The organism is Bacillus cereus (genome assembly GCF_015071065.1).
Taxonomy (GTDB): domain Bacteria; phylum Bacillota; class Bacilli; order Bacillales; family Bacillaceae_G; genus Bacillus_A; species Bacillus_A cereus_BA.
The window spans coordinates 772,090-790,803 of sequence record NZ_VOVA01000002.1 but is presented as its reverse complement, the minus strand read 5'-3'; the positions used below and the strand labels follow the sequence as shown (position 1 = coordinate 790,803).

Below are 18,714 nucleotides of genomic sequence, written 5' to 3'. Positions count from 1 at the left end.
TTATCGCTCACCTCTAAACTTTCAATATATTAGTAACTACCATCATAGATACAACTTACATTTTTAAAGCCGGTTATTATTATAGCACAAAATATATTTTTGTAAGTTTCTAAAGAAGAAAAGTTATCGTGAATCATTTGTGAAAAAAATGTGAAATAACCTCCCATATAAAGAGAAATACACAAATTAAAAAGGTGTTACGTTATTACGTAACACCTTTTCTCAAGGATAAACTTCCTTTATTTCTCTTCTGGATAATCACAATACTCAATAATCGTTCCCTCTGTATCCGCTGGGTTAAGGTAAATTAATCGTCTACCATGCTTATTGATGCGAAGCGTATGCTCTAACGTTCGAATACCTTGTTCTTTCAATTCCTCTAAAGCTACATCTAAATCATCTACACGATATGCAACGTGATGAACACCTTTACCTTTTTGTTTAATAAATCGTGCTATTGGAGATGTCGTATTATTCGTAGGCGCAAGTAATTCAACTCTATCACCATCTACTTCAAGAATGGCTACTTCGCTTTCCACACCTGGTGCCTCACTTACGTAACGATCTATTAAATTTCCTAACAATACCTTTTCATAAAAACGTATCGTACTATCTATATCACGAACTGCAATGCCGATATGATCAATTGTTTTTTTCATGTACTTTTCCCCTACTACTTTATTTTTTCTATCCTTATCAATAGTAACAAAAAAAGTTATAGAATCAAATTCTATAACTTTTTTCTTTAACCTATTTTCTTATCCGCTCTAGCTGCTGAATGAACTTGATTTTTCATTTTCACAACACTAATACCATATCCAATTAATCCACCGATAATCGCTGGGAAGATCCACCCTAAACCTACTTCCTGCATCGGAAGTAATTTAGTAAGAAAATCGTTCACTACCGCAAGATTTACGCCAGCTGCGTTTAACCCATCAAATATACTCACAATAAACGTTACCAGTAGACTTCCCTGATAAACTTCAGCTCTCCCATTGAATAGAGGGTGCAGGAGTGTTAAGAAAATTAGTACGATTGCTAATGGATAGATTGCTGTTAATACAGGAACTGAAATTGCAATTAATTGTGTTAACCCTACATTTGCAACAACTGCACTGAAAACTGATAACATAATTGCAATCGTCTTATAAGAAACACTTGGGAATAACTTATGGAAAAATGAAGAGCATGCTGAGACAAGTCCAACACTAGTTGTTAAACATGCTGCTATAACCATTACGCCTAATATAACCCCGCCATATGAACCGAAATAATAATTTGAAACCTTCGCTAATACTGCACCACCATTGTCTAAATGCCCAAGCTTCGCAACACTCGAAGCCCCCATGAATGAAAGTGCTGAATAAATGATTGCTAAAATAGATGCGGCGATCATTGTCGCTTTTGCACAAACAATCATAATTTGCTTTTTCGTTTTTGCACCTTTTTCTTTTATTGCATTAATGATAATAATACCGAATACGAAAGATGCTAACGTATCCATTGTTAAATATCCTTCTTGAAAACCTTTAAAGAACGCATGGGATGTATATGCCTCTGCAGGCGCTTGCATTTCTCCCATTGGATGAATAAAAGCAAATGCTACTAGAATTCCGATAAATGTCAATTTAATTGGCGTCAATATTTTTCCTACAATATCGACAATTTTCGCAGGATTTAGCGAAAAAAAACAAGTAATACTAAAGAATACAATTGTAAAAAGAATTAAAGAGGTAGAACTTAAACCTTCTGGTACGAATGGTTTAACGCCAATTTCATATGAAACACTTCCTGTTCTTGGTATAGCAAATAACGGACCAATTGCTAAGTACAAAATTGTTGTAAATATAATCCCGAACACTGGGTGAACTCGACTTGCTAATGACTGTAAATCGTCTTTACCCGAAATCCCAAATGCTAATACGCCTAGTAATGGTAAACCTACTCCTGTTACTAAAAATCCAGCGTTAGCAATCCATACATTCTCTCCTGCCGATTGACCAAGCATCGCTGGGAATATTAAATTTCCTGCTCCAAAAAATAGTGCAAATAACATTAATCCAATAACTACTATGAACGAAAACGGTACTTTATTCGCCATAATATAACCCCCATTCAAATTTCCTTATCTCATTTTCCAATTTTAACTAATTGAATTTTCTGAATATTTAATTTAAGTATCAACTATTCTTGAACTCATTATAGTTTGATATATAATATTTTGCAATACTATTTTCAAACTTTTCATTTATTTTATAAATATACATTTTTTAACATAGAAAATAGACTAAAAAACCAACATGGTCATCCATGTTGGTTTTTCCATTTGCTATCATCAATTAAAATTTCGCCGCTACTTTTTTAACGTTTGCTAAACCTTCTTCAACAATTTGTTGTGAGCGGTCTGGATATTGATTGTGTCCCTCAATAACAACTGTTTCTGGATTTGTAATGCCCCAGAACCCAAGTACGTTTGTTACATAATTAACTGCCATTTCCATAGGAGCCATTTGTTCTGAAGAGTAATCTGAACCACGAGCACCTAATACAACTACTTTCTTATCACCAGCTAAACCTTCTGGACCGTTTGCTGTATATTTAAACGTTTTTCCAGCTTGAGAAAGGTATGAAATATACGTAATTAACGGTGCTGGTACTGTAAAGTTCCATAATGGGAATGCAAATACAACTTTATCAGCTTCTAAAAACTGGTTTAAGTATTTATCCACTGTAGCCACTGCCTTTTCTTCTTCAGCTGTTAGCTCCATTCCTTGACTACGTTTATATCCACCTGAAATAGCGATATTTCCGTAATAAGGAAGATCTAAAGCAAATAAATCTAACTCCGTAATTTCTGTATTTGGATTTGCTTCCTTATAAGCACTTACAAATGTTTCATACATTTTTGAACTAATTGCTTGCTCCGCTGGACGATCGTTCGCTTTTACAAATAATACTTTTGACATAGTTTTATTCTCCTCTATTTTTGTATTTTCTTCTTTTTTACCAAATAATGAGCTAAATAATCCCATTTTCTTCACCTAAGCTTTCTTTTCATATTCATTATTCATCAGCATTAAAAATCTTATTCCAAGAAAAGGTTTCATCATAAAATCGCTGAAACTATCTCTTTTAAATACATTGTCAAAACTCGAAGTATAACTTTTTGTTATTTAATTACCTTATGTAAGTGAGTATAGTGTAACTACTTACTTTAGTCAAGTAACTTTTTAAAACTAAATAAATCTTGAATTAAAGATAATAAAGAGATATTTCATCCGTCGAAATGATAAATCCGAAAACACATAAGTGAAATACCTTGTATAATACAACTAGAGAGGGAAATTCATCTATAGAGAGGATTAATTAATGAGTACTTTAGAAAAGATTCAAACCTTTATTATTCTTGCAGCTGTTATATTCGGGGTTATATTAGGACAGTTTAATATGGTACATATGTATTCGGAGCAATTTATTGTCCCCTTCTTATTTTTAATGCTTTACGGATTATTCCTCAGCATTCCATTAAAGGATATAAAAAATGGATTCCGCAACTTGAAATTTGCTGGAACAAGCCTAGGTATTAACTTTATATGGACACCTTTTCTTGCTTGGGGATTAGGCGCGTTATTTCTTTCAGATCACCCAGCACTTTGGGTTGGCTTTATTATGTTAATGGTTACTCCATGTACAGACTGGTACTTAATTTTCACTGAGATCGCGAAAGGTAACGTCGCATTATCTACATCAATTCTACCGGTAAATTTAATTTTACAAGTATTATTGCTCCCGGTTTATTTATTTTTATTTGCAGGTGTAATGAAAACTGTAGAGATTTCTGTTTTAGTAGAAAGCATCGTTATCGTACTTGTTTTACCATTTGCCTTAGCACATAGTACAAAATGGATAATGAATAAACTAAAAAAGACAACTATATTAGAAGGAAAATTAATTCCATTTTTCAGTTCTACTCAAATCGTATTTTTAAGTTTGGCAATATTAGCGATGTTTGCCTCACAAGGTAAATACTTATTACAAAATATGAATGTTGTTTTATTGTTACTTATACCAGTATTACTGTTCTTCATGATTAACTTTATACTAGGACAATTTGTAGGACGCATTATGCATTTATCCTATGAAGATACAGTAAGCCTAAGCTTAACAACATTAGCGAGAAACTCACCTGTTGCACTTGCTATTGCTGTGACTGCTTTTCCAGACGAACCTCTTATCGCACTTGCACTCGTTATTGGACCATTGATTGAGCTGCCAGTTCTTGCTTGTGTCTCACAAGTGTTGTTACTTATTAAGAAAAAACAGCAATACATATAATAAAAAACGTCCTACTTTGGGACGTTTTTTATTGTCGAGAAATTATATAAATGCAAAATTAAATTATCGGTTCTTACTCATTAATAACAATGAAATAACTGCAACTAAAAACGTAATAATACCAATTATAATAAATAGAATGGAAACTGAAATTGACTCTAAGAAATACCCTGTTATCACAATTCCAACCGGAGTTGATACTAATAATAGTGAATTTAAAAAAACAAAAAATCTTCCTTGCACTTCATTTGGAATTAACTTTCTATACAGTACTCCAAAATATACATTACTTACTCCAATTACTCCGTATACTAGCACTGTTCTCTTTTATACTACTGATTTTACTATTCACTCTACTCTTCCTTCTACTCATATATTATTTTCTTTCATTATATTATGCCTTCTAGTTTAAACACCCGCTTTTTAACTTTCGTAATGAAAATAAGCCGATATTATGCAACTCTGTATAATATCGGCTCTAAAGATTTTATACGTTATAGAAGATTGACTTTTCGTTATATTAACAGCTCCTTTCTAATTAAAAATGATAGGAAAAGTAAATGTAACGAATGCTGCCCAGAGTCCGTAGATTGGCAAATACTTAGTAACGGCATCTTGGATAGTTGAAGGTCCGGATTTGTTTTGTAGAAAACGCATATAGGAGAGCATAATCCAAATTAGATTTGCCCAGATAAGTATGTTTACTCCTAAAACAGCAAGTCTATTAGGCGTAATCCCATAGGAAGAAAGTCTGAACACGATGGCTGACAAAGCCACACTGTCAATGATAAGCGCAAGAACAATTAAAGTGAAATTTATATAATCTGAAATGTTCTTTTTCTCGTCTGAGTCGCTCTCGATAATAGAAAATATGGTAACGGCCAATACACCAAGGAGTATTCCGTTGAAGACTATCAGGAAATTGCGGTCCAAAAATGGATTTTTTCCAACCCATATAACCGTTATAAGATAGATCAACAATGTGATCAGGACGAGAGGACTAAAAATTTTAGCTATATATGGTGTAATATTTTTAGCAAGTTTAAGATTCATTGATACCAAGTATGCAGCCACAATAGCGAGAGCGGCAGCACCAAATAAAACGACATTACTAAAATAGAAGTTTTCTATATCCAAGTCAACAAATCTAAATAACTGCATGGTTAATGCTGCTAGTACCATTCCGCTAACTGCCATGCTGGCGTAGAGAATACAATATTCCAAATTAAATTTAATATAGGCTAACCTTGTACTGCCTTTTGAATATTCATTTCCTGTAAATGCAAGCCCTACCAATACCCATAAGAATATGGGAAGGTGTAAATAAACAAGGATAATACTATCTTTATAATTTAATGGCAACATATTAAGATAAAATCCGGAAATTAGAAACAGTGCTGCAAGAGAATAAATTACACTTTTTTTCGGAGTATTATTGTAAACAAAATAGGCAGCAATAAAGGGCATTATACCAAAAGCCAGGTTAATCGGAGCAATTGCTTCCTGTTCGACAAAGTGGAAAATGATTCTGGTGCTTATCCCGGCCAGAATAGCTAAAATGCCCATGAATAAGAAATCTTTTTGAAGCAAGGAAATTTCCCCTGTATTTTCCGTCTCCTTGAAATGCAATCTTTCATACCAAATACCCAGAACCTGAGAATCAGGATTTTGTTCCCATGCGTGTGAGAATGACTTTTTAAAAGCTTTCGGGTCTTTTCTATACATTTTCTCCAACTCATGAGGGTTATCAATATTTTCAACAATCAAATTGTTAATGTCCATAGTTATACCTCCCCTAATAATTGTTATATTAAGTTTCCTCGACAATGTTTAACTGTCTTCGTCACTTTTGTATTCTAAAATATCTCCAGGCTGACATTCTAAAGCCTTACAAATTGCCTCTAAAGTGGATAATCGAATCGCTTTTGCCTTTCCATTTTTCAATATAGAAAGGTTCGCCATTGTTATTCCAACCTTCTCCGAAAGTTCTGTTACGCTCATTTTCCTTTTTGCTAACATCACATCAATATTAATTATAATTGCCATTGTTATTCACCTCAGACCGTTAAATCATTTTCTGATTTGATATTAATTGCATCTTGTAAAAGTTTTTGGAGAACAGCCGCAAAGACTGCGATAACCATCGAAGCAAAAGGAACAACCAATCCGACAAAGATAACTCCTGGTGCGTCGTCTACTTCCGCCAAAATATAGAAGAGCGGCCAAACTAGCACATGCAAAATACTGATTGTGATGGCACAGTATTTGATTTTCTTTAAAGCTTTTACAGATAAATCGGAGAAAGCTTTATTTTTGTCAATATAGCATAAGAGTTTGAAAGCCTGATACAAAGCAAAGTAAAAAGGTATAGCCGATGCATCAAAAGCGATGAAAACGAGATATTTTATAAATGCAAACTGTGGAAGCAATTTTGCTGCAAGATTCGCCATCTCTGGCACCAAAAAGATGCACAGAGCAAGAGCTGGAACTCCTAAAAGAATAACAGCTATTTTTAAAAACAACGTTGTTACTTTTTCCATAAAAAGCACCTCACTTATTTATCCTGATTTTGATTTTAATACACTTTTTATTGATTTACAATAAATTTTTATCAATTTATATAATATTTTTATTGTATATTCTTGTTTTAAGCAAAAAAAAAGCATTCCTTATTCAAAGAAATGCTCTATAACTTTTTATAAACATCGGCGTAAGCTACTTTCAGGTGTTCTCTTAATCGCTTGTTTTCATTTTCTAATCTCTTATTGTTCCTTTATATAGAGGAATGATAAAGATGATATAAACGTCCTATTTAATACCATCTTTTCAAACAATTATTTTAAATAATTTTTAGTGCTAGTACACAAACGTCTGTAATTAAAAAATAAAAAAGTATGACATACAATTGTCATGCTTTTTCTTTTCTATCAATATTTTTTTCAAACCTAACCTGTTACAGAACCTTTTACTCAGGAAAAGCTTTTTTATTTAGTAAAACACTTGTTTATTTGTTGAAACCACTTGTCTTTGTATAAAAAAATTCTTTACTAATAAGTAGTGTAATTACTGCGTTTTTCAAATTAGTAAAGAACTTTTTTATCTTTTATTTATATAGCTACAGTCAGTTTTGAAACTTCCTCAAGTAAAGAACTTTTTTATCCCGACTCAATTTTTCGGACGATGTCTATATTACTTGATTGAAGGCTATTTTTGCTTTGTTCACATCTCCTAATCAACCATTTCCCAAAATTGAGCTGCTGCTTTGGAGATTCGTTGGTCTTTTAATTTTACTATTACAGGCTCTAGTTGAAAATCAAATTGTTCCAATTCCAAAAGCGTTATATGTTCTAAAAATGGCGATGTGTAATCCATTTTTGGAATAACGGATAAGCCTAGCCCTTTACTAACAAGTGCTACAACCATACTTATATCTTTACACTCGATAATAATCTTTGGCTTGAGTTGATGTTCATCAAACGCTTTGAAGAGGTTTTCATTGAAGGAGAGCCCTTCCATTGCTCCGAGCATAATGAATGGGAACTGGGCAATCTGTTCAATCGTCACATGCTGTGATGAAAATGATGTTGCCCAACTGGCAGGGATAATTACAGCGGTTGATTGTTTTTTTAATACTTTCATCTCATATTGTTCACTATTTCCCAATCGCAAAAGTAAGGCAACATCAATTTCTCTTTGTTCTAGTCTTTTTAATAATTCTTCTGAATTTCCAGTTACTATATTTATTTTAACATTAGGGTATTGTGTTCTAAACGTACTAACATAGTCAATGAGCATATTAGAACATGTAGACGATACACCGATACTTACCGTTCCTCCTATACCTTGTTCAATTTCTTGAATTTGCTGCTTTACATCTTGAATTTGCATTAGCATTTGATTGGCATATTGGTATAGTATTTCACCTGTTTCTGTAAGTTCCCATTTTTGACGATATCGATGAATTAAAGTTGTACCAAGATCAGTTTCAAGCTTTTTTAATAATTGACTAAGTGGTGGCTGCGCGATATGGAGCACTTCTGCTGCTTTAGAAATACTTCCTTGTTTCACAATTTCTTTAAAGTAATATAATTGTCGAAAATCCATTTTATCTCTCCATCATATGTTTTTTAATATGATTAGTTTATCATATATATATTTTTCATATCTTGAATTTGGCGTTATATTTAATTCTGTAGCTATAGTGTTTATATTAATAATATTAACTAGGAAGTGAGAGATATTATGAATCATTGGAACAGAACCTTGAAGCGTATCATCTTGTACGTGCTCGGGTTATTTTTTATGTCGATTGGCATTAGCATGTCGATTCAAGCAGGATTTGGGGTATCGCCTGTGTCATCATTAGCATATGCAAGTACACTAACGGTTGGTTTATCGGTTGGTGTGACAATGGCGCTTGCAAATGTTTTATACATTATTATTCAAGTAATATTAAGTAAACGCATGGAGTTCAATGAATTTGTGAGTCAATTCATTATTTCGTTTTTATTTGGGTTCTTCATGGATGCAACGCTCTTCCTTGTACAACTTTTCCCTACACCTGAAACTATCTTTGCGCGAAGTGTATATTTGATTATTAGTTTATTTGTTATAGCGATCGGTTTAATGGGCTATACAACAGCGAAACTGCCATTAATGCCGTATGATGCGTTAACTTATGCACTTAGTGAAAAATTTAATTTAAAATTCGGTAAAGCAAAAATTTTGAGCGATTTAATAAACATTTGTGTGGCTGGTGCAATCTGTATAGTTTTCATTCAATCATTAGGCTCAATCGGAATCGGCACACTAATTGCCGCCTATTTTATCGGCAAAATTTTAGGGTGGATGATACCGTATTATCAACCAACTCTTCAACAATGGGTATTTAAAACAGAGAAGGCTGCCTAAGGAATCATAATAAAGTACAGGAAAAATAGATGAATCAAATTCCTCAGCCGAAATCAAATAATGAATTTTGCACCTTACAAAGTGCCAGTCCACATTAGGAATGGCACTTCTTTATTACTGCCTTTTCTTCGACCTTCTATCACTTTGGTTAAATGATAAAACAAACATCGTATTAAAACTAACCTACCGTTTAGTTAAAGAAGGATTTTTAAACAACTTTTCTATTTTTTAAAGGACTTTATTGTAAATTAAATAACTTTATTGCTACTTAACACTATTTCATACCATCTTTTCAAACAATTATTTTAAAAAATTTTTAGTGCTAGTACACAAAAGTCTGTAATTATAAAAGAAAAAGCATGACATAAAATTGTCATGCTTTTTCCCATATAATCTAAAAAGTAACTTCATTTCTAAACGTATACCTTCTTGTATTGTGAATAGCTTTCACTTCACCTAAGTAAAGAACTTTTTTATTCATTGACAACTTAATTCTCAAACACAAAATTAATCTTATTATCTTTCCACTCTAACTTCGCATCAAACGTTTTCTCACCTTTTTTAAAGCCTTTAATTAAATCGGTCTTTTCACCTTTTAATAGCTTCGTCATATTCTTTTGCGAAATTGATTTACTTAATATCTTCTTCGAAATAGTAAAGTCACACTGTGTTGTATTGTAGTTGGAGCAACCGTAAAACGTAGACTTGTCGATAACATCGCCATCGCATTTTTTACAGTTCCCTACCTTTTTACCTGTTGTAAATTTCGATCCTTTTCGCTCAATCGATTCAACATGTAATCCGGTGAAATCCCATTTCTCCGACATTTCTACCGCGTCTTCAATAATTTTAGCTGATAGTTTTTTCGTTTGTTCCATAAATGTCGCTGGTGAAGCTGTACCTTCTCCAATTTCCGCAAGGCGTTGCTCCCATTTTGCTGTCATTTCTGGTGAAGCCAGTATTTTATCACCGATTGCTGTAATTAATACTTTTCCCTTATCGGTCGCATACACTTGGTTTTTCTGCACATCTATATATTTACGGTCTTTCAGCATCGTAATAATACCTGCACGAGTTGCCTCAGTACCTAGACCTTCTGTTTTCTTTAACACTTTCTCAAGCTCTTCATTCTCTAAATACTTACCTGCCGTTTTCATTAACGTAATAAGTTGTCCTTCTGTATAACGCTTCGGTGGCTGTGTTTTTCCTTCTTTCACTTTCACCTTTACAACTTTTCCTTGTTCACCTTCAGCTACAATCGGCAGGATCGTTTCGTCATCTTTATCGTCTTGGAAAATAACTTTACGCCATCCTTCTTGAATTTGCTGTTTTCCTTTCGAAATGAACGCAGCACGTTCGTCTACAAGAGTTGTAATCGTTGTGTAGTCAAAGATCGCTACTTCATAATGCGCCGCAATAAGTCTTCTTACGATCATATCGTAAATTTTCTTTTCATCACCTGATAGTTTGCTTGGATTTGTAACTTGCTCTGTCGGTATAATTGCGTAGTGATCTGTAACTTTCTTTTCATTCACATAACGCTTGTTGTTCATAATCGATTCAATTGGTGCTGGCAATAAACCTTTATATTCATCAAACTGACTTAACTTCTGTAAAATATCAGGGAACGTCGCTGCTTCTCCTTGTGTAACATAGTTAGAATCCGAACGTGGATAAGAGACTATCCCTTTTTGATATAGTGCTTGTGTTATATCAAGTGTCTTTTTCGGTGAAAATTTAAAGACTTTATTCGCCGTCGCTTGCAGTGCTGATAAATTAAATAAAAACGGCGGCTGAAACTCTTTACGCTCCGTCTTCATTTCTTTTACTACAGCCGGTTTATTTTGACAAAACGCTGCAATTTTATTTGCCAAATCAGGATCATTTAAGCGGGACTCATTATCTTTCTCCCATTTCCCCTCATACTTCTTTCCTTCTATATTAAAGGTTGCGAACACTTCCCAAAACGGCTCTGACTTAAAGTTCTCTATTTCTTTTTCACGCTTTACGATTAACGCCAATGTTGGAGTCTGTACACGACCAGCTGAAAACACATCGTTCATTCCCTTTTTCTTTAGCAAAATGCTAAAGACACGCGATGCATTCATACCAACGACCCAATCGGCGCAAGATCTTGTATACGCTTCGTAATACGTATTAATCGTATCTGATTCATCAAGTAAGTTTTTAAACCCTTGATAAATAGCTTGCTTCGTTAAAGATGAAATCCAAAGACGCTTCATTGGCTTTTGCACGTTGCATAGATTAATAATATTTCTTACAATCAGTTCCCCTTCACGCCCAGCATCGCCCGCGTGAATAATTTCTGTTACCCCTGGGTTATGTAACAGCTGTTTCACTACATTAAATTGCTTATACTTTGACTTTGTTACTTCAAACTGAAAACGCTCTGGAATCATCGGTAATGTATTTAATGACCACTTTTTCCACTCAGCGTGATAATGTTCTGGATTACATAACTGCGTCAAATGACCAATTGCCCATGTACAGTACGCTCCATTTGGAAATAACTCATTTGCTTCTACTTCTAAATACCCATCTTTCCGGCGATATTTAAACTGTGAAACAAGAGCCAAACCTTGATCTGGTTTCTCGGCAATAATTAATTTCATTTTATAACTCCCTATCTGTATTCCAGTGTTACTTTCATTTTATATATGTTTAGAAGCGATGATAAAACAACCATCTTATTTATCATTCGCGGGCGGTCTCACAAATGGAGACCTATAATATTATACGCTTATTCTTTATGGCTTCACAATAGAAACTCATTATATAACAATTTCTTTCGCGTGCTCACAAACAAAAAAGACGCCCAAAAATCGAGCGTCCTTTCCATTCACTACTATTTACTTTCATATATTCTATAAAATTTAAAATACAACAATTCCTTATGAAGCATCATCTACTAAGATAACCATCATTATTTGAAAATTATATTGAACTTACCTTTATTAAATTGTGCAGATAATATGCAGATATAAATAAGCATAAGTACTCTCCTTATATACATATGATGAAATGAACGATAGGACAGGGAGGTATCATGATGTTTACTTATACTTTAACTGCCTTAATACTTTGTTGTATCTCGATTATCATCACATCATATATTTCTAAACGTAAGGGTACCCTAATGGAGTATATGGTATTTATTATGTCTTTTAGTATGAGTATCGGTTTAAGTATAGGTTTTTATTTAGGTATTCTCTTTAAAGGAGAATTACTATATTCTACTTTACTTTCTATTTTAATTAGTGGCTTTATTGGTTTTGTAGTCGGTCTACGTTTTCACCTGTATACTGCCTTAGAAGGAATGTTCTCTGGATTAATGGCAAGTATGATGGGAGCAATGATTACAGAGATGTTAAACGCTCAACAAGCTCATAGTATACTGTTCATTAGCCTCTTACTTACTATAACGATAACTATGTCATGTATGATTCAGCTTTTATCAGAAACCTTTTCTACTTATATCCATCGTCGGTTTCTATTATTGCTCTCAATCGGCGTAGTAATTATCCTGACTGTATTCGTAACGTTCCCAGAGCATATCCCACCAGCCTCCTCCATACAAGAACACCATAAACATTAGCAGCTATAATCGATCCCTCTAATATTTCATTATATTAGAGGGATCGATTTCATTAATTTTATTTTTTAACAGATGAAGATAAAAAATACTTTGAATCGTTAGTCCAAAACTTCTAAATCTACATAATTGATAACATATTAATTTCATAGATATTCGATTCTCTTTGCTTAATGAGGTATACGATTCCATCTTGAAATAATAAATTTTCACTTAACCAATATATGTTTTTGGATCCATAGCATTGCTCTTCTGTGCATTCCATTCACCTTTATGGATTTCAAAATGTAAGTGTTGTCCTTCAGATTGTCCCGTACTCCCCATTATTCCAAGTTGTTGTCCTTGTTTCACTTTTTGACCAGCAGAAACAGAACGACTATTTAAGTGGGCATATACAGTCGTAAATGTTTGTCCGTTAATATTGTGAGAAATAAACACAACATTACCATAGCTTGTTGAATAATAAGAGCGAGTGACTACCCCCTCTGCAGCAACAACAACTGGCACTGTTCCTGAAGCGGCAATATCTAATCCGTGATGCATTTGCCCACCGCGTTTCCCAAATCCAGAAGTGTATCTTCCTACAGCTGGTTGAATAAAGCCGCTTGTTTTATTTTCATTAGTTGTGCCTACCTCTTGGGTTTGTTGTTGCTCCGCTGCATCAGCTACTCTTGTTTTTGATAGGAATTTACTTGATACATAACCGTTTTTACCGTTGTAATTAATTTTGAACCAACCATTTTGTTCAGATAGAACTTGTACTTTTATTCCATTTGATAACGCACCGATTACATCATAGTTTGTACCCGCACCGCTTCTTACATTTAACGCGCTTACGTTAACATAGTAGTCACCAACTGCTTCCCCAGTAGACGTATTACTTGTTTCAGTTTTTGATGATGTACCACCTTTAACGAAATTTACATACTCACTGCTTACATAACCCGTTCTTCCGTGATGGTTAATTTTCAACCAGCCATTTTCAACACCAGTTACTCGCAATGTTTGTCCGTTTAATACACCACCAATTACACTGTGGTAAGTAGCAGGACCTGTACGCACTCGTAAAGAAGTTGTGTCTACAACGTATGTACCGTCAGTTTGAACCGTAACGTTATTATTTTGTTGTCCATTTGTTTGGTCTACATTTGCATTAGAGCCACTCTTTGAAATGTAATCTTTACTAATATAAGCAGTTTGTCCACTATAGTTAATTTTGACCCAATCTTGAACCTCACCAGTAACTTGAACAACTTGTCCTTTATGTATAGAGCCTAAAATCGTATGGGAAGTACTTGGACCTGTACGAACGCGGAGGGAGGATACATTAACTTTGTAATTCCCACCCGCTACTTGAACTTTTCCATTGTTATTGTCGCTTCCATTTGAGCTATTGTCTATCACAAATTGACTGCTTACATAACCTACTTTTCCATTATGGTTAATTTTCAACCAACCGTTTTCTTCACCAATAACTTGTAAAACTTTCCCTTCATACACGCGCCCCATTACTGCACTAGACGTATTCGGCTGTGTGCGAATACGTAATACATCAGCAGTTACAGTTTTACTACCACTCATACTTACATTCGTCTTCGCTGATACACTATTTTTTGAAACAAATTCACTATTTACGTAGCCAGTTTTTCCGTTATGATTAATTTTCAACCAACCGTTTTCTTCACCAATAACTTGTAAAACTTCCCCTTCATACACGCGTCCCATAATAGAACTAGAAGTATTCGGCTGTGTGCGAACACGTAGAACATTCGTGTTTACTGTTACTGGATTTTCATATGTTACTGCATCAGTAGGTTGCTCATGTTTCGTGTCTTTTGGCATTATAGAAGTTTGCGCTTGAGCAGTACCAATAAATGTACTTCCTGTAACAGAAGCTACTGCCACACTAGCTAAAATTTTTTTCATAAGTATAAAACACCTTCCTATAAACACATTCAAGTATCATTATGTTTTTATATTAACTTCCATTTCTTTTCGTTCTAACTATTCAGCAAAAGTATCCTTTTATTATCCATATTGAATTTTTATTTATTTTCCACCATCTATATCTAGTAATAAAGGAAACTTAAATCCATCACACTCTGAGAATCCTCTCATTCCTTCAATTAAACACTACATAATGTAGTTTAACTTCCCAAAAAAATAGCTGCAAATAATCACCTATAAGTAATACTACAAAAATAAAAAAATCATAATTTAGGCCTTCTTCATTTAACTTATACTTTTGCTTTTGCTTTTGCTTTTGCTTTTGCTTTTGCTTTTGCTTTTGCTTTTGCTTTTGCTTTTGCTTTTGCTTTTGCTTTTGCTTTTGCTTAAATATACCTGTTCTCCTTTCACACTACGAATTGTAGTATAAAATAAAAGAAAGGTCAAATATAAGTATTTAGCCTTTTGGAACTACAATACATTACATTTATCCACTTCTAATCTAATCAAAAACGATTATGTTTTTATAAATCTCTAAATCACCAAAAAACATTTTTACCTTGTAAACTCTTCCTACAGAATAGCCCTCTCTTATTGTCTAACCTTTTATAAAAATAATATTCCAAATTCACAACATTACATATAAAAGCAGCTATCCATTAAGATAACTGCTTTATATTATCATCAACTACATGAATTTCACATTATTCTGGCTTATTTGGAATATCAGGGTTTGGAACATAATCAGATTTGTAATCTGTATATTTTACTTCTGTTACCATCCCTGCTGAAGCATGGTGTAAATCATGACAGTGGAACATCCACTCCCCCGGATTGTCTGCTATAAAGGCTACTTCATATTCTTCTCCTGGTTTTAAGTTCAAAGTATCTTTAACAATTGGAGAACCTTCTATCGGTTTCCCATCTTTACTTAATACTTGAAAGAAATGACCATGTAAATGCATTGGGTGATCGTCCGCTTTAGAGCGATTTACTAATTTTACTTTTACTAAATCACCCTTTTTCACTGGAATTGGATCGATATCCGGAAATACTTTTCCGTTTATTGTATATACCATTTCATTTCCATTCATTTGTGTATTCAAGTCCATATTATATGTGGCAGTATACTGTTGATTTAACGTGAAACTTCCTACCTTTTTAGTACCATATTTCGTCATATCTAATTTTGGTAGTTTTTCTTTTTCGTTTGCTTTGTCTTTCATCTCTTTGCTGCCATCATATTCAATAATAGCTTTCATTCCTTTTACACCTTTATTTTCCGAATGGTCTTCAACATACCATTTTCCAGGATTGTTAGCTGTAAATTCAACATCATAACGTTCACCCGGTGCAATTGAAATTACTTTGTCTTTAATAACTTTTGGATCATTTATTGGTTGGCCATCTGTCGCAATTACTTTTATATCATGACCGTGAACGTGTATATCATGTGATAGATAACCAGCATTAACGAGGCGAAGACGAACTTTATCTCCCTTATTCACTTTTAATGACTCCACTAAATCTCCGCTTTTACCATTGATTGTGAATAAGTCATACATACTCATATCATGACCTTCCATTTTCATATTTCCATGATCCATGCCTGCCATATTGCCGGAGTCTTTTTTATCACTGCCCATGTCCATGCCTTTCATATCATCATTCTTCTTCGTATTTTCATTATCCTTAGATTTATTACCGTCTGCTTTTTCTATTTGCCCTTTTGTCATTTCTTTTAACTGCTTATTAATTTCTTCTTTATCTGTTACCCATTCATCTAACATTAATGTGTAATCTTTATCATATTTTTCATTTGTATCTTCTACAACTAGGGCACCATACAAGCCTCTATCTAGCTGATTTACAGAATCTTGATGCGAATGATACCAATACGTTCCTGGTACGTTCGCTTCAAATTCATAGGTGAAACTTTTTCCTGATTCAACCGCATCTTGTGTCACACCTGGAATTCCATCCATGTTATTTTGGACAGGATATCCATGCCAATGAATAGATACTGGTGCAGATAGTTCATTTTTCAATGTCACTTTAACCTTGTCACCTTTTTTCACCCGAATTTCTGGACCAGGAGATGAACCATTAAATGTCCAAACCGGAACAATAACACCGTTACTTAGCTTTTGTTTTTCTTCTTTCGCTATTAAAGTAACTTCTGGCCCCTTTACAACTTTCAATGGTTTTGTAGCTGTTTCAGTCTGTGCCAGTTTTTTATCATTCATATTTTTATGATCATTTGTTGTATTTATGGTCGAAGAACATGCAGCAATTAAAAATATTACGGAGACTGTAACTGCTGTTAATACAAATCTCTTCATTGAAAACTCCCCCTTTTTTCTTTTTCAAAATCATTATAGATAATGATTTTCAAGAAATTATGGAGAGAGAACAATGTGAACTATTGATTATTAGTTAAAAAACAAAGTAATTCCGACTATATGAATATAATCGGAATTACTTTGTTTCACATTATTTATTTTAACTTATCAAGAGAAACCTCAGCATTTTCAGTCATCTTTTTAAATAGCTTCACTACATATTCCTGTTCATCGTCAGACAAGTCTTCTACTAAAATGTTTTTCCAGTTTACTAATACTTCGATAAGTTTTTTTTCAAATGTATGTGCTTTATCCGTTAAATACAATTTTTTAATACGTTTAGCGGCGGTAAATACTTTTCTTTCAACATATCCCTCTGTTTCTAACTTAGCAATTGCCCGCGCTACTGTTCCTTTATCAACCTTCAGTATTGATGCTATTTCATCCTGAGATGCCACTTGTACAAACTGTTATTTTTAGTTTATACCCACCCGAAAAACGCGGAAAAGCAATGGGGATGATTGGTATCGCTATGATATTTGCACCAGCTATCGGCCCCACATTATCAGGATGGATTCTACAGCATTATTAACAACCGTTATGTCTACACAAACAAAAAATTATTTACCTGACTTAATTGGAAAATCACCAAAAGCAGAAGCTTTACAAGAGGCGAATATTTTAGGTATGCAAGATGCTTTCCTTGTAACGACTGTATTAGCAGTTCTCGTATTTATTATGACGTTATTTCTAAAGAAAAAAACACTGTGACTTCTAAATAAGAAAAAAGTAACTAAAATGCTCTTCACAAAAAAACGTAGGTTTGTGTATAATAAGAACTAATGTTCTTTTCAAAAAGACACTAAACCTGAATTACACTACTATATCAAAAAGAAGAGGATTGATATACTATGAAAATTGATGGACCAAAAATTTCACCAGAGTTATCTTCAATGAATTTTCAAGATATTTTTTATGAAGAAGATCCAACATTAGAAATGTGTGAAATTATAGACTCCACTTTCGAAAATGAATCTGTAGATAGAGTGCGATTATATAATGCAGTGATAAAGAATTGTAAGTTCACTAATACAGACTTTAGCAATATCGATATTACAGATGTTTGTTTTGAAAACTGCGATTTATCAAATGTTAATTTAAGCAATTCTTCTGTTCACAGAGTTGAATTTAAAAATAGTAAATTAATTGGAGTTAATTTTACAGAATCTAGCTTAGGAAATGTTAAATTTGAGAATTCAATTTTGAATTTAGCGGCATTTGGAAATTCTAAACTAGAAAAAATTATATTTAATGAAACTTCATTAAATAATGCAGATTTTTTTGATTGTAAACTAAAAAAAGTTGAATTCCAATTTTGTAGCCTTGACGAAGCTAATTTTGATCAAACATCACTGAAGGGGATAGATATTAGTTCTTCTAATTTTGATACACTTACAGTTTCGGTGAACGATTTAAGAGGATGTAAAGTATCAACATATCAAGCTGTTCAGTTTGCAACTCTATTAGGATTAATAATTAAAGATTAGTATTTCGAAGGTAGCA

Annotated in this window: 16 protein-coding genes and 3 pseudogenes; 6 read left to right on the top strand and 13 right to left on the bottom strand. The window is 33.5% G+C overall.

Going from position 1 to position 18,714, the window contains the following annotated elements; translation table 11 throughout:
- Positions 1 to 239: 239 nt before the first annotated feature.
- The 3 genes from FT637_RS10110 to FT637_RS10100 form a co-directional block, all read right to left on the bottom strand.
- Positions 240 to 659, bottom strand: coding sequence for a VOC family protein (locus tag FT637_RS10110; RefSeq protein ID WP_193646141.1), 420 nt, complete (start codon positions 657 to 659; stop codon positions 240 to 242).
- An 86-nt stretch (positions 660 to 745) separates the two neighbouring features.
- Positions 746 to 2,104 (bottom strand): branched-chain amino acid transport system II carrier protein, encoded by a 1,359-nt coding sequence (brnQ, locus tag FT637_RS10105; protein WP_193646140.1) that lies wholly within the window; start codon positions 2,102 to 2,104, stop codon positions 746 to 748.
- Between the two features lie 238 nt (positions 2,105 to 2,342).
- Positions 2,343 to 3,035: an FMN-dependent NADH-azoreductase gene (locus FT637_RS10100; protein WP_193646139.1), complete on the bottom strand. Its 693-nt coding sequence runs from the start codon at positions 3,033 to 3,035 to the stop codon at positions 2,343 to 2,345.
- A gap of 337 nt (positions 3,036 to 3,372) precedes the next feature.
- Here FT637_RS10100 and FT637_RS10095 point away from each other — a divergent pair, with 337 nt between their 5' ends.
- Positions 3,373 to 4,338, top strand: a complete 966-nt coding sequence (locus FT637_RS10095) for an arsenic resistance protein (protein ID WP_193646138.1) — start codon at positions 3,373 to 3,375, stop codon at positions 4,336 to 4,338.
- A 63-nt stretch (positions 4,339 to 4,401) separates the two neighbouring features.
- Here FT637_RS10095 and FT637_RS10090 read toward each other — a convergent pair.
- The 6 genes and pseudogenes from FT637_RS10090 to FT637_RS10070 form a co-directional block, all read right to left on the bottom strand.
- Positions 4,402 to 4,635 (bottom strand): annotated as a pseudogene (locus FT637_RS10090) (MFS transporter); the annotation flags it as partial.
- A 237-nt stretch (positions 4,636 to 4,872) separates the two neighbouring features.
- Positions 4,873 to 6,120: a DUF4153 domain-containing protein gene (locus FT637_RS10085; RefSeq protein ID WP_193646137.1), complete on the bottom strand. Its 1,248-nt coding sequence runs from the start codon at positions 6,118 to 6,120 to the stop codon at positions 4,873 to 4,875.
- A gap of 48 nt (positions 6,121 to 6,168) precedes the next feature.
- The gene (locus tag FT637_RS10080) at positions 6,169 to 6,384 is read right to left on the bottom strand and encodes a helix-turn-helix domain-containing protein (RefSeq protein WP_017153334.1); all 216 of its coding nucleotides are present in this window, start codon (positions 6,382 to 6,384) and stop codon (positions 6,169 to 6,171) included.
- A gap of 11 nt (positions 6,385 to 6,395) precedes the next feature.
- Positions 6,396 to 6,878 carry a DUF2975 domain-containing protein gene (locus tag FT637_RS10075; RefSeq protein ID WP_193646136.1) on the bottom strand — a complete coding sequence of 161 codons (483 nt, stop codon included), beginning with the start codon at positions 6,876 to 6,878 and terminating at the stop codon, positions 6,396 to 6,398.
- A 146-nt stretch (positions 6,879 to 7,024) separates the two neighbouring features.
- A pseudogene (locus FT637_RS30570) lies at positions 7,025 to 7,111 on the bottom strand (DUF6262 family protein); the annotation flags it as partial.
- Positions 7,112 to 7,566: 455 nt separating this feature from the next.
- On the bottom strand, positions 7,567 to 8,442 hold the full coding sequence (locus FT637_RS10070; protein ID WP_193646135.1) for a LysR family transcriptional regulator: 876 nt from the start codon (positions 8,440 to 8,442) through the stop codon (positions 7,567 to 7,569).
- Between the two features lie 138 nt (positions 8,443 to 8,580).
- Here FT637_RS10070 and FT637_RS10065 point away from each other — a divergent pair, with 138 nt between their 5' ends.
- Positions 8,581 to 9,249 (top strand): YczE/YyaS/YitT family protein, encoded by a 669-nt coding sequence (locus FT637_RS10065; protein WP_193646134.1) that lies wholly within the window; start codon positions 8,581 to 8,583, stop codon positions 9,247 to 9,249.
- 488 nt (positions 9,250 to 9,737) lie between these two features.
- Here the strand turns inward: FT637_RS10065 and topB are convergent, their stop codons facing one another.
- Positions 9,738 to 11,882 carry a DNA topoisomerase III gene (gene topB / locus FT637_RS10060; RefSeq protein WP_193646133.1) on the bottom strand — a complete coding sequence of 715 codons (2,145 nt, stop codon included), beginning with the start codon at positions 11,880 to 11,882 and terminating at the stop codon, positions 9,738 to 9,740.
- A gap of 437 nt (positions 11,883 to 12,319) precedes the next feature.
- Here topB and FT637_RS10055 point away from each other — a divergent pair, with 437 nt between their 5' ends.
- On the top strand, positions 12,320 to 12,865 hold the full coding sequence (locus tag FT637_RS10055) for a hypothetical protein (protein WP_193646132.1): 546 nt from the start codon (positions 12,320 to 12,322) through the stop codon (positions 12,863 to 12,865).
- 210 nt (positions 12,866 to 13,075) lie between these two features.
- Here FT637_RS10055 and FT637_RS10050 read toward each other — a convergent pair whose 3' ends face one another.
- The 3 genes from FT637_RS10050 to FT637_RS10040 all read right to left on the bottom strand — a co-directional run bounded on the left by FT637_RS10050 (position 13,076) and on the right by FT637_RS10040 (position 17,609).
- Complete coding sequence (locus tag FT637_RS10050) at positions 13,076 to 14,788, bottom strand: SH3 domain-containing protein (RefSeq protein ID WP_193646131.1); 1,713 nt, start codon at positions 14,786 to 14,788, stop codon at positions 13,076 to 13,078.
- A 725-nt stretch (positions 14,789 to 15,513) separates the two neighbouring features.
- Positions 15,514 to 17,151 carry a multicopper oxidase family protein gene (locus FT637_RS10045; RefSeq protein WP_193646130.1) on the bottom strand — a complete coding sequence of 546 codons (1,638 nt, stop codon included), beginning with the start codon at positions 17,149 to 17,151 and terminating at the stop codon, positions 15,514 to 15,516.
- 155 nt (positions 17,152 to 17,306) lie between these two features.
- Positions 17,307 to 17,609, bottom strand: a complete 303-nt coding sequence (locus tag FT637_RS10040; protein ID WP_193646129.1) for a MarR family winged helix-turn-helix transcriptional regulator — start codon at positions 17,607 to 17,609, stop codon at positions 17,307 to 17,309.
- On the opposite strand from FT637_RS10040, the pseudogene FT637_RS10035 reads away from it, so the two are divergent.
- The 3 genes and pseudogenes from FT637_RS10035 to FT637_RS10025 all read left to right on the top strand — a co-directional run.
- Positions 17,603 to 17,740 (top strand): annotated as a pseudogene (locus FT637_RS10035) (MFS transporter); the annotation flags it as partial. The gene FT637_RS10040 and the pseudogene FT637_RS10035 sit on opposite strands and share 7 nt — an antisense overlap.
- Positions 17,722 to 17,922, top strand: coding sequence for a hypothetical protein (locus FT637_RS10030; protein WP_193646127.1), 201 nt, complete (start codon positions 17,722 to 17,724; stop codon positions 17,920 to 17,922). The pseudogene FT637_RS10035 and the gene FT637_RS10030, both read left to right, overlap by 19 nt.
- 140 nt (positions 17,923 to 18,062) lie before the next feature.
- Positions 18,063 to 18,698, top strand: a complete 636-nt coding sequence (locus FT637_RS10025) for a pentapeptide repeat-containing protein (RefSeq protein ID WP_193646126.1) — start codon at positions 18,063 to 18,065, stop codon at positions 18,696 to 18,698.
- Positions 18,699 to 18,714: the final 16 nt, after the last annotated feature.